Origin of the sequence: Reinekea marinisedimentorum, assembly GCF_004341165.1 — a bacterium.
GTDB lineage: Bacteria > Pseudomonadota > Gammaproteobacteria > Pseudomonadales > Natronospirillaceae > Reinekea > Reinekea marinisedimentorum.
Genome location: NZ_SLZR01000002.1, coordinates 170,785 through 183,316 on the forward strand (window position 1 = coordinate 170,785; position 12,532 = coordinate 183,316).

At 51.9% G+C, this 12,532-nt stretch carries 10 protein-coding genes and 1 tRNA gene; 6 read left to right on the top strand and 5 right to left on the bottom strand.

The genetic code is table 11. From position 1 onward, the window contains the following. Positions 1-351: 351 nt before the first annotated feature. From BCF53_RS03050 to BCF53_RS03065, 4 genes are all read right to left on the bottom strand, one after another. On the bottom strand, positions 352-1,905 hold the full coding sequence (locus BCF53_RS03050; RefSeq protein WP_132699780.1) for an aminotransferase class V-fold PLP-dependent enzyme: 1,554 nt from the start codon (positions 1,903-1,905) through the stop codon (positions 352-354). 388 nt (positions 1,906-2,293) lie between these two features. Next, positions 2,294-2,641 (bottom strand): DUF4124 domain-containing protein, encoded by a 348-nt coding sequence (locus tag BCF53_RS03055; protein ID WP_132699782.1) that lies wholly within the window; start codon positions 2,639-2,641, stop codon positions 2,294-2,296. A 271-nt stretch (positions 2,642-2,912) separates the two neighbouring features. Then, positions 2,913-2,999, bottom strand: a tRNA-Leu gene (locus BCF53_RS03060). 73 nt (positions 3,000-3,072) lie between these two features. Continuing rightward, positions 3,073-4,719 carry a putative bifunctional diguanylate cyclase/phosphodiesterase gene (locus BCF53_RS03065; RefSeq protein WP_132699784.1) on the bottom strand — a complete coding sequence of 549 codons (1,647 nt, stop codon included), beginning with the start codon at positions 4,717-4,719 and terminating at the stop codon, positions 3,073-3,075. Between the two features lie 327 nt (positions 4,720-5,046). Between BCF53_RS03065 and queA the strand changes: the two genes are divergently transcribed. The 6 genes from queA to BCF53_RS03095 all read left to right on the top strand — a co-directional run bounded on the left by queA (position 5,047) and on the right by BCF53_RS03095 (position 11,717). Beyond that, the gene (gene queA, locus BCF53_RS03070; protein ID WP_132699786.1) at positions 5,047-6,099 is read left to right on the top strand and encodes a tRNA preQ1(34) S-adenosylmethionine ribosyltransferase-isomerase QueA; all 1,053 of its coding nucleotides are present in this window, start codon (positions 5,047-5,049) and stop codon (positions 6,097-6,099) included. After that, positions 6,096-7,232 (top strand): tRNA guanosine(34) transglycosylase Tgt, encoded by a 1,137-nt coding sequence (tgt, locus tag BCF53_RS03075; RefSeq protein ID WP_132699788.1) that lies wholly within the window; start codon positions 6,096-6,098, stop codon positions 7,230-7,232. The genes queA and tgt overlap by 4 nt, the downstream gene beginning before the upstream one ends. A gap of 80 nt (positions 7,233-7,312) precedes the next feature. Continuing rightward, the gene (gene yajC / locus BCF53_RS03080) at positions 7,313-7,663 is read left to right on the top strand and encodes a preprotein translocase subunit YajC (protein ID WP_132699790.1); all 351 of its coding nucleotides are present in this window, start codon (positions 7,313-7,315) and stop codon (positions 7,661-7,663) included. Between the two features lie 57 nt (positions 7,664-7,720). After that, positions 7,721-9,562 (top strand): protein translocase subunit SecD, encoded by a 1,842-nt coding sequence (secD, locus tag BCF53_RS03085; protein ID WP_132699792.1) that lies wholly within the window; start codon positions 7,721-7,723, stop codon positions 9,560-9,562. Between the two features lie 10 nt (positions 9,563-9,572). Next, positions 9,573-10,532 carry a protein translocase subunit SecF gene (gene secF, locus BCF53_RS03090; protein ID WP_132699793.1) on the top strand — a complete coding sequence of 320 codons (960 nt, stop codon included), beginning with the start codon at positions 9,573-9,575 and terminating at the stop codon, positions 10,530-10,532. 174 nt (positions 10,533-10,706) lie between these two features. Beyond that, positions 10,707-11,717: a tryptophan--tRNA ligase gene (locus BCF53_RS03095; RefSeq protein ID WP_132699795.1), complete on the top strand. Its 1,011-nt coding sequence runs from the start codon at positions 10,707-10,709 to the stop codon at positions 11,715-11,717. Positions 11,718-11,938: 221 nt separating this feature from the next. On the opposite strand, the gene BCF53_RS03100 is transcribed toward BCF53_RS03095, so the two are convergent. After that, a complete protein-coding gene (locus BCF53_RS03100) occupies positions 11,939-12,421 on the bottom strand; it encodes a GNAT family N-acetyltransferase (RefSeq protein ID WP_243645758.1) in 483 nt (160 codons plus the stop codon). Positions 12,422-12,532 lie beyond the last annotated feature (111 nt).

Consider the following 12,532-nt stretch of genomic DNA (forward strand, 5'->3'; position numbering starts at 1 on the left):
CCTGTAGGCCAATAGTCACGGGCTCAGGAACTATGTTCGGAAAATGTAAAACAGAAATCTCAGCGCTAAAATTCACAAAAGCTTCATTTGACTGCACATTTTCTCCATATAATGCTTACCAAAGCATAGGACGCTCTTACGGATAGACGGCGGTGCCGGAAGCAGCATTCAACTCATCGGATGAGTTCGCAGGAAGCATTCAGGAATACTTAGCACAGGCAGTGCGACACGGATGTGTGAATAACCCCACGGGAAGCAAACAGGACATGCAATATGCACAGGACGTGCGACCGTGAGGGTGTGTTCTTACACTCCCCCCACCTTTAACATTTAACCTTCCCTGTTTAACCTTTAAATCAGTCTCTGAGCAATAGACCGCTGCTCATCAAGCACTTGCACACAATGATCGATTTCCGTGAGCGGATTGGCAATGACGACTCTCAGCGCAACGGCACTCTGGCCATCGGGCAACGTATGAAGAGTACGTGATACCAAGCTGCGACCGCGCTGCTTCTGAGTCTCCTGAATCGCGATATTAACTTCGTTCAGGCGATGCACTTCTGACTCGGTAAAACTATTCTTCCCGCGGATAGCCGGCGGCATGTACCGGTACAAAAAGATATTGCTCTGCGGCTGGGTCAGCAGTTCAAAATCCTCGCTGTCTGCAATGACCGCAGCCATCGCCCCGCAGGTCTCTATGTTCTTTTCAAGGAGGCTGCCCAGCCCCTGACGCCCAAGCAACTGCAGCACGGCCTGCAGGTAGATCACCATAGCCGGGCGGGAACCCTCCAAGCTGTGCCGTCCAAGATCACGCGAGCCCTTGCGGATAATATAGTTGGCGGTGGTGCTGATGCAGTGCAGCAAATCGGGGTTGCGGAACAGTACAATGCCCGAGCCCAGCGGCGTGTAGAGTTGCTTGTGGGCATCGACGGTGATCGAGTCTGCCCGCTCAATGCCCTGCAGTAAGTGGCGGTGGCGCTCAGAAAAAATTACGGCCCCACCCCAGGCGGCATCGACATGCAGATGAATACCCTGTTCAGCGGCAATATCAGCAACTGCCTCAATATTGTCAAACGCGCCGCATTCGGTCGTCCCGGCCACAGCGACAATGGCAATGACATGCCAGTTATTGGCCTGACACTGCGCAATGATCGCCTTCAGGGCGTTAAGGTCCATTCGCTGATGGGCATCAACAGCCACATCCAGCAGGTTGCTTCGGCCAATGCCAAGCGTACCCAACGATTTTTGAATGGAATAATGACCCAGGCGCGAGCAGATTACGACACTGCGCCTGAAGCCGGCATTCATCAAGACCTGAGGCAAACCCTCTTGCTCAACATTGCCAAACTCCAACAATGAATGGTTTCGGGCGCATTGTAACGCCGTGGTGTTAGCCAGTGTGCCACCCGAGGTCATCACCCCCAAGCCGGATTCGGAATGCACCTGCTGAGCACGATAATAGGCATCGCAGTGACCATAAAAGGCCTGATGCAACTGACATAGCGCCTGATGCTCAAAGAAGGTGGTGGCCTGAGCTGTTTCCAGCTTAACCTGGTTCTGGTTCAAACTGGCAACCAGCTTCGCCAGCGGTCGTATAAAATTAGGCAACAGCGCGGTCATATGGCCAATGCAGAAAGGCGAACCGGTATTGATAGAGTGCGCGGCCATGTTTTCCTGGAGTTCAGCCACAAAGTCTTCAGCGTTGATGCCTGTTTGTGCCAGGGGCACAAAATCAAATTTCTGGATTACCTGATCAATCGGCACCGATGAAGTGACATCCGGGTTGCAGAGAAAATCACGGCACAGCCGATCTATGTCTGATTCCAGTTTTGAATCCTGAACCTGGCTGAACAACTGCAGCCAATGGTCACCGGCTTCACCAGAACGCTTTTGCAACTCTATCATCCGCTGTTACTTACTCCTGCCATCGACCCAAGCCAGGCACACGTTAAGCGCAGTATAAAAACCCGCCAGAGTGTATTGAAGGTATAGAAAGGCCCGCAATACCGATAACTCAGGCATTCCGGGGCGGAGAATAGTATCAACAGTTAGGATGAAACAGCAATTAGCCCTTTGATTTCAAACAGTTATAAAAGCAGGCGGCTAGTGGGCCATGCGTAAAGTTCGGTCACTAAGGAGCACAGTAGTTCAGTAAAGATCAAGGCGAAAAAGCGCAGTAATAGTGGCGCTATTTCAAGGTTTTTCAACGAAGATATTCGCTGAACTGCGAAGCGAACTGTTACCTAACTTTGCGCATGGCCCACTAGCCTTAAGTAGGCAGGCTAAGCAAGCCTCAGCGCTCCATCATGTCGGGCGGGGGCGGCATCATACCCTCGGTCTCCGAGCCAGATTCCGACATACCGCCACCCTGCTGCATCGGTGGCTGGCCCTGTTGCTGGCTATTGCTCCGATTCATAGAGGTTTGCTGGTTTTGCCCGGACGGCTGCTCGCTGGAAGTCTCCGTGGTATCGGTATAGAGGTTGATGTGCGATACATCGACTACGTCATTCTCAGCTTCTGGCGCCGGCACATTGGAAAAGTGGTCGTTGCCTTCGGCATCGACCCAGTGATAAATCGTGGTTTCTGCGTTGACAAAACACGCAAGCACTGAGGCCATGATGGCCGGTAAATATCGTTTCATTGCAGTCACCTCCAATTATGTATTTCTTACACCCTGTTGCAGGCAATGCTAGCTCCGGGCTCCGGCGAACAGAAGAGGCTGAGATAAGGCTCCTTTATAAACACTGAATTTTTGCGTAATTTGGTTTTGGGACGGTGTACTGTGAGGTTTAGCTAAAAAGCGAATCTGACTGAAGCACCGGTCAAGCTGCGTCTTTTTGATGGCGTTAATGGAAGCCGAGAATATTACAGGCATAAAAAACCCCGCATGGTGCGGGGCTTCTTAATAAATTTGGTACCAGAGGCCGGACTCGAACCGGCACGCTTTTAAGGGCGGGGGATTTTGAATCCCCTGTGTCTACCAATTTCACCACTCTGGCTTTGAGCGCGCTATTCTAGGGAATTTTTCTTTACTGTCAAGAACTTAGGATGGCCAGGAACAAACCACTGCCGTTATTTAAGAGGCAGTGCTCCCATCAGCTCCGAACGCCAGGCTTGTGGTCGCGCAAGCCCGAAGCCCTGCCCGGTTGAACACCCCAGTTTTTGCAGGCGCCTGAACTGCTCTGTGGTTTCAATACCTTCTGCCAGCACCTCTATATTCAGGGCTCGCGCCATCGACATAATGGCATACATTATTTCGTCTTCTTTCCGCGATTTAGTCTCTGCCTGCAGGAACTGACGATCGATCTTCAACTTGTTCACAGGCAGCATATGCAGATACGCAAGGCAGGAGTAGCCGGTGCCGAAGTCGTCGATGGCGATTCGCATACCATAAGACTGCCAAGTCCCCAGACGATCGATAATAACATCCGACATCGACATCAGTTGCGTTTCGGTCAGCTCAACCTCCAGCTGCCAGCCGGATTCAGCAACCTGCTCGTGGAAGCGAATCAGCTTGCGTTCGAAGTCTTCGTCGCTTATCTGCTGCGCAGAAACATTCACTGCCAGTATTGGCTTTCGGCCTTCGGTGGATAGCTGCTGGCTCAAAATATCGTCTTTGATCACCTTGAATATCCGGCAGCTGAGTTGGTTGATCAGACCGCGTGATTCCGCCAGCGGAATAAACTCACCCGGTGAAACCGCGCCAAACTCCGGCGAATGCCAGCGAGCAAGGACTTCCACACCGATAAACTCGCCGCTTTGCAGGTGATACAGCGGCTGATAAACGGCGCTGAACTGCTCTTCTTCACTGGTCAGCACATGGCGCATCGACTCGGCAATTCTTTGCTGCTTTTCAATCTTCAGCGACTGCTTGCGGTCGAACAGCTGGTATTGCGCCCGGCCTCGGCGCTTGGCGGTGAACATGGCCTTTTCTGCATTAATAATCATCTGCTGCGCAGTTTCACCCTGCTCAGGGTAAAAAACCACACCAATAGAAACCGTTAGCTGATAGCGCTGGCCGGACATAAAGAACGGACGCTCAAAGTAACGCATAATCCGGTGGCAAAGGTACTGCATTTCATGCGATTCGCGGCAATCGACAATGGCTGCAAACTCATCGCCGGAAAGCCGGCCCAATACATCGTAGTGACGCAGCAAACCCCGAACCTTTTCAGCACAGAAGGTAAGTAAGTGGTCACCAGCATCGTGTCCGTAAAGTTCGTTAATGTCTTTGAAGTGGTCGATATCGAGGTAGAGAACGGCAAATTCAGGCTTACCCTGAGCTTTCGCTATGCGCTGCTCCAGTATTTCCAGAAATGAATAACGGTTGGGTAATTGGGTCAGGCCATCGAGCTGAGCACGAGACTTACCGGCAACCACCTTAAAAGAGCGAGGCTCCAATACCACGATGTAGCGTGGACGCACCGAGTTCACCATTTGAACGACTTTAATAAGGTAGGGGCGATTGCAGTGTTGGCTCTTCAGCTCACCCACCCAGCCGCCAAGTTCGGGCTGATACTCAAGCTTGTCGTCCAGGTTTTGAAAATTTAGGTCAGGCAGCAGATCGTCCAACGCGCTGACGGGTTGAGAAAACTGACCGTTGAACTGTTGGTTGGCATAAATCAAACCTTGAGAGTCTTCAAACAACGCTACGGGTTTGGAAAACTCATCGACGATTGATTTATAACCGGATTCGATTTGCCGACTACTTAGGGCCACCAGGAACCACCAATCATACGCGCCAGCATCCCAAATGTTTCCTCATTCCGGGAATACGCGGGGAAATCTAAAAGAAGACAATTTATGTATCTAAAATTTCCCTTTAGATTCAATAAATTATCAAGACAAGCTAATTAAATACTTCAAGTGATGTAGAAATAACAGATGCCAAATGCATACGCAAGGAAAGACTGATCAAAATATAAACTCACCTGCATTCACCCCGACTCTACCACCGTTTGCATTTCATGCAACCAATCATGATGGAGACAGGGCCAGGTTTCATATAGAATGGCGGGCCATTTTTTAGCCGCTATCAGCATTTCAATGCAAGTTAACGATTTCGATTTTCAGCTACCCGATTCTCTTATTGCCCGCCAGCCTGCCAAGGAGCGCACCGGCAGCCGGCTGTTGCACCTGAACGGAATGTCAGGCGAGGTTCAGCACCTGTCCTTTCCCGGTATTGAAACCCTGATAGAACCGGGCGACCTGCTTGTTTTCAACAATACCCGCGTCATTCCCGCCAGAATTTTCGGCCAGAAAGCCAGTGGCGGCAAGGTAGAGGTGCTGGTTGAGCGCATTACTTCGCCACATACTGCGTTGGCGCATGTCCGGGCCAATAAAAGCCCGAAGCCAGGAAATGAACTGATTATGGAAGGCGACATCCGCCTGACCGTCACCGGCCGCTCAGAAAACCTGTTTTGTCTGGAGTGTACGAATAAAGAAGCGCTGGTCGATCTCCTGGAAGCGCACGGCCACATGCCTCTGCCGCCCTACCTGGAGCGCGATGACAACGAAGACGATCGCGAACGCTATCAAACCGTGTATGCGCAGAAAAAAGGCGCCGTTGCCGCACCGACTGCCGGACTGCATTTCGACGATGCCCTGCTAGCGCGACTGAAAGACAAGGGCGTCAATACCGCCTTTGTTACGCTGCACGTGGGTGCAGGCACCTTTGCACCAGTGAAGGCCGATTCGATTAAAGACCATGTCATGCATGCCGAATGGGTCGAGGTGACTGAGCAAGTGGTTGAGCAGATTCGCGCCACCAAAGCGGCAGGCAAACGAGTGATTGCCGTGGGCACGACCAGTGTCCGCTCGCTGGAAAGCGCCTCACAACAGGGTGAAATTGCCCCCTTCAGTGGTGATACCCAAATCTTTATCTACCCGGGTTATGAATACAAAACCGTTGATGCCCTGCTGACCAATTTCCACCTGCCAAAGTCGACCCTGATCATGCTGGTCAGCGCCTTTGCCGGGCAACAGAATGTCATGAACGCCTACCACCAGGCGATCGAAAACAAATACCGCTTTTTCAGCTACGGCGATGCTATGTTTGTCACGCCACAGGCCTTTACGAACATCGAGGAAACAGAATGACCCGTTCCTGCTTTATGGAATTTAAACTGCACAATACCGATGGCAAAGCGCGCCGCGGCACTCTCAGCTTTCCGCGTGGCGAAGTGCAAACCCCGGCCTTTATGCCGGTTGGCACCTACGGCACCGTAAAGGGCATGACCCCCAAAGACGTCAAAGAGATCGGCGCTGACATCATTCTGGGTAACACCTTCCATCTAATGCTACGCCCGGGTACTGAAGTGATCAGCGCGCATGGTGACCTGCATGATTTCGCACAGTGGGATAAACCGATTCTGACCGACTCTGGCGGTTTTCAGGTGTTCTCGCTCGGCAAACTGAGAAAAATCACCGAAGACGGCGTTACCTTCCAGTCACCGGTCAACGGCTCCAAGGTGCACATGACACCGGAAAGCAGCATGGAGGTGCAGCGCGCGCTCGGTTCCGACATCGTGATGATTTTCGATGAATGCACGCCCTACCCGGCGACCGAAGCTGAAGCCAAAAACTCCATGGAGCTTTCGCTGCGCTGGGCCAAGCGCTCAAAAGACGCACACGGCGACAGCCCATCGGCACTGTTTGGCATTATTCAGGGCGGCATGTACCAGAACCTGCGTGAAGTCAGCCTGAAGGGCTTAACCGACATCGATTTCGACGGATACGCCATTGGTGGCCTGAGTGTGGGTGAACCAAAAGATGAAATGATGCAGGTGCTCGACTACCTGCCCGCCATGATGCCGGAAGATAAACCCCGCTACCTGATGGGTGTGGGCAAACCGGAAGACCTGGTTGAAGGTGTGCGTCGTGGCGTGGATATGTTCGATTGCGTGATGCCGACCCGTAATGCCCGAAACGGTCATCTGTTCGTCACCGACGGCGTGGTGAAAATCCGTAACGCCAAGCACCGCCACGATACCACCACGCTCGACCCGGAATGCGATTGCTATACCTGCAAGAACTTCAGCAAGGCCTACCTTTATCACCTGGATAAATGTGGGGAAATGCTCGGCGCACAGCTCAATACTATTCACAATTTAAGGTATTATCAGCGCCTGATGGCCGAACTGCGAGAGGCCATTGAAGAGAACAGGCTGGAGGCCTATGTAGACGAGTTTTATACACGCCGAGGCTTGCAAACTCCGCCTTTAGCACCATAAATAGTTCAGTTTTGTCGGCAAATAAATAGCTGATATGAAGAAAGATTAAGACCCACATAAAATTAAAATTGGAGTAACTCATGAAAAAACTCATCGCGCTTGCGCTTTCAACCGCCCCTGTTGCTGCCCTGGCAGCGCCTGCTGCCGGTGCGCCAAGCCCATGGCAGCTGCCGATTATGCTGGTCGCGTTTTTCGGTATCTTCTGGTTGATGGTATGGCGCCCGCAATCCAAGCGCGCTAAAGAACACAAAAACCTGATTTCTGCTCTGAGCAAAGGCGATGAAGTTTTAACCAGTGCAGGCATTGCAGGCAAAGTAACCAAAGTGACTGATGACTACATTCAGGTTGAAGTTGCTGCCAATACTGTTCTGAGCTTCCAGAAAAACGCCGTAACGGCGACCCTGCCAAAAGGCACGATTAAATCGATCTAATCCGATCTTACACCCAGGCAACCCCTGGGTGTTTTCGTTCATAATCAGGGATTCACCATGCTAAACAAATACCCCTTGTGGAAGTACCTGCTCGTCGGCTTTGTGATGATCGTAGGTATCTACTACAGCCTGCCTAACCTTTACCCGAACGATTCTGCAGTACAAATTCGTGCAACCCAGGCCGGCCTTGTCGTTAATGACAAAACACTGGAGCGGGCCGAAGAAGTGCTGGACGAGGCAGGCATCGAGTACTTTGGTGCCGAAGTAAGCGAGCAGTCACTGCTGGTTCGTCTGTACAGTTCAGAAGATCAGTTAAAAGCCAAGGCAGCACTGCAAACCGGCTTAGGTTCTGAATACATTATTGCGCTGAATCTGGCACCCACCACACCAGACTGGCTTCTGGCTCTGGGCGGCAAGCCAATGGCGCTGGGCCTCGATCTTTCCGGTGGCGTGCACTTCCTGATGGAAGTTGATATGGATAAGTATATCGCTTCGCGCCTGACCAGCTTTGAATCAGACATTAAACGGAACCTGCGTGAAGAAGGTATTCGTTACCGTGCAGTGAGCATCAGCAGCGATGACACCATTCAGGTCATTCTGGCCAGTGAAGAATATCAGGACGAAGCCAACACTTGGTTCCGCCGCAACCTGACCGAGTTTGCCGCCGAAAACACAACCGCGCGCAACCTGCCAGCGATTAATCTGACACTGACGGAAGAAGCCATTGTTGCGATGGAAGATTACGCCATCAAACAGAACCAGACCACGCTTTCCAACCGGGTTAACGAAATCGGCGTAGCCGAGCCACTGGTACAGCGCCAGGGCCGCAACCGTATTGTGGTTGAGCTGCCGGGTGTGCAGGATACCGTGAATGCCAAGCGCATTCTGGGCAAATCGGCCAACCTGGAATACCGCCTGCAATCGCAGGATGGCACCGGTGAAGTCTTTACTTTCCGCGACAGCAACCGCACGGTAATGCTCGAAAACGACATCATCGTAACCGGCGACAACGTCACGAATGCGACCACCTCTTTCGATGAAAACGGCAACGCAGCCGTTTCGGTTACGCTCGACAGCGCCGGCGGCGCACGCATGGGCGAAACCACTAAGAACAACCTGCAACAGCCAATGGCCGTTCTGTTCATTGAACAGAAATCCGAGCTGATCGGTTATGAAGAAGTGAACGGTGAGCAGGTACCGCAGTACCGCAACTACGAAGTGAAAGAGGTAATTTCGCTGGCAACCATTCAGGGCGTGTTCTCCTCCAACTTCCAGACTACCGGCCTGGACAGCGCGGAAGAAGCCTCAGAGCTTGCCCTGCTGTTACGCTCCGGCGCACTGGCTGCACCAATGACGTTCGCGGAAGAACGTACCGTTGGGCCAAGCATGGGGGCTGAAAACATCGCTAAAGGTATGAACAGTGTCGCCATCGGCTTCGCACTGGTCATCCTGTTTATGGTTGTTTTCTATAAAGTGTTCGGCATCTTCGCGAGTGTTGCGCTGACCATGAACCTGGTTTTAGTCGTCGCCGTCATGTCTATCCTCGGCGCTACGCTAACGCTGCCGGGCATTGCGGGTATCGTATTGACGGTGGGTATGGCGGTCGATGCCAACGTGCTGATCTTCTCGCGTATTAAAGAAGAGCTCGCGGTCGGCAAGCCCGTTCAGTCGGCAATTGATGCCGGCTACAGAAATGCCTTCTCAACCATTATCGATGCCAATATCACCACCTTTATTGTCGCCGTAATTCTGTACGCTATCGGTACCGGCTCTGTGAAAGGCTTCGCCGTGACACTGTCTGTGGGTATTTTAACGTCCATGTTCACCGCTATTGTTTTAACCCGCGCCCTGACCAACCTGGTCTACGGCGGCCGTGCGGTTAAAAAGCTGCCCATTTAAGGAGATTGACATGTCTGATACAAAAATCATCGACTTTATGGGTAAGCGCACCATTGCGGTGTTTTTCTCGCTGGCGCTGATCATTATCTCAATCGGCTCACTGGCTACCCGAGGCCTGAACTTTGGTTTGGATTTCACCGGTGGCGCGCAGATTGAACTCGGCTTTCAAAGCGAAGTGGATGTCGAACAGGTGCGATCCATTCTGGCTGATGTTGGCTACAACGACGCCGTTGTTCAGTACTTCGGTAACAACTCCGATGTACTGATCCGCCTGCAGGAAGATAACAACCCGCAACTGGGTGAGCAGGTTTTGGCTGCCGTTCAGGAAAGCCGCGAAGACGCCAGCCTGCGCCGTAATGAGTATGTTGGCCCGCAGGTCGGTGAAGAACTGGCAGACCAGGGTGGCATCGGCATGATCGTCGCTCTGGCGCTGGTCATGACTTACATCGCCTTCCGCTTTCAGTTGAAGTTTGCCATTGGCGCAGTCAGCGCACTGGCACACGATGTCATCATCGTGCTGGGCTTTTTCTCGGTGACGCAGATCGCTTTCGACTTAACGGTTCTGGCTGCGGTACTCGCGGTGATCGGTTACTCACTGAACGATACCATCGTGGTCGCCGACCGGATTCGTGAGAACTTCCGCACGGTTCGTCGCGATGACGTTCATTACCTGATTAACCTGTCGCTCTCCCAAACACTGGGCCGAACCTTAATCACCTCGATCACCACCATGCTGGTGTTGGTTGCACTGGGTCTGTTTGGCGGCGAGTTAATCTTTGGCTTTGCTATTGCGCTGATTGTGGGCGTAGGCATTGGTACTTACTCTTCCATCTACGTAGCCGCCAGCATTCTGATGCTGATGAAGGTCTCGAAAGAAGACCTGATGCCGAAAGAGCGCGACCAGCTCGATCAGGATGAAGTGCCGTCCTGGCTGAAAGACGAAGAAGGCGACCTGGAAAACGAAAAGTAAAGTCGCCTTCGGCCCGTGGTCAGCAGGGCGCTATTCAGCGGCAGACATTCGCTCTGCCGCTGCCTGAAATCCCCCTGCTGACCACTGTTATCGCTAACCAGACAAAGCCGCAAGCTGTCACTTTTCTGTGTTAAACTCCGACCCTTGCTCAACCCAAACGACGAAGAATTCACCATGACCCAGACACGAGTTTTAACCGGCGTTACTGCAACCGGTATTCCACATTTAGGCAACTACGCTGGCGCGATTCGCCCAGCCATTCAAGCAAGCCAAAAGGCCGATACAGAGTCATTCCTGTTCATGGCCGATTACCATGCCCTGATCAAATGCCACGAGCCGAAGACCATTCAGGAGTCTGCACGCGCCATTGCCGCCACCTGGCTGGCTTGCGGATTAAATCCGGATCAGGTCACGTTTTATCGGCAGAGCAGCATCCCGGAAATTCTTGAACTGAGCTGGATTCTGACCACCATTACGGCCAAAGGCCTGATGAACCGTGCACATGCCTACAAGGCCGCAGTACAGGCGAATGAAGAAGACAATCAGGCCGATGCCGATAAAGGCGTTGAGATGGGCTTGTTCTCGTACCCGATCCTGATGACCGCAGACATTCTGATGTTTAATGGCCAGAAGATTCCGGTCGGAAAAGACCAGATTCAGCACATTGAAATGGCACGCGATATTGCTCAGCGTTTCAACTACCTGTACAGCGAAACGTTCAGCCTGCCTGAGGCCGTTGTCGATGAAAACGCGATGATCATTCCCGGGCTGGATGGCCGAAAAATGTCGAAGAGCTATGGCAACACCATTCCTCTGTTTGAAGGCGAAAAGAAATTCCGCAAACTGATCAACAAGATCAAAACCAACAGCCTGGAACCGGGGGAACCCAAAGACCCGGACGGCTGTACGTTGTTTGCCATCTACTCCGCATTTACGGATGAGTCGGCGCAGGCCGATCTGCGCCAGCGCTATGCCGATGGCATTGGCTGGGGCGACATGAAAAAATTCCTGTTTGAATTTTTGAATGACGAGCTCAAAGACAAACGTGAAGAGTACAACCGTTTAATGAATGACCCAGCCGAACTGGATCGCTACCTGGCGAAAGGCGCAGAAAAAGCCCGCGTTTATGCGACACCTTTCTTACAGGAAATTCGCAAGAAGGTTGGCATTGCGCCGATGGCTTAGGTAGTAAACGTTGGACGTATAATGTGAGATGCTAGGATTTCTGCTCAGAAGCATCAGAGCTAGCGGCCGGGGCTTTCTGCGCAGGTGCAGAGGGGTTTCCCGAACACCGGAGTGGGAAGTACCGGGTGGCTCTGAATGTGAGTAATCCGACATCCCGGCATTAAACGTAAAAAAACCGCTTCGACGGTTTTTTTATGGGTCACAAAAAATTAGCGACGGCACTACAAATCTTTTTGCCAGAACAAGGCGGTGCCGGCTTTTTCATCGAGCTGATAGTCTGCAAAGCCAAACTTGCGATAAGAGTTTTTCGCAACGTCGTTACCACTCAAAACCTCAAGCGTCACCTTACAGCAACCTCGGTCGCGTGCGGTTTGTTCCGCTGCGGCCAGCAATTTTTGGCTTAAACCGAGCCCGCGAAATTTTTTATTCACAGCTAAATCGTGAATGTTCAGCAATGGCTTGCATTTAAAGGTAGAAAAGCCGGGAATACAGTTAATAAAGCCGGCGGGCTCACCTTCTACATAGCAAATAAAACTGACGGCCCCGGGCACATCCTGAAGTGCAACAGCCAAATTACTTTTAACGAATTCAGGCAATGGCTCCCCACCGCCCATGGCATCTTTTGCGTAGTCGTTAAGCAAACCAACCAGCTGTTCAGCCTGCGTGTTATCCCTGTAATCGACTTGTTCAATTGCTATTTTCACTGCATGCCTCCATACAAGCTTTCAAAAGCGTTACAAAATTAAAATTCATATTTTTAAACTATTGCGATGCTCTCAGCGTAAAACAGATTGCAAACAAACAACACACCCTGA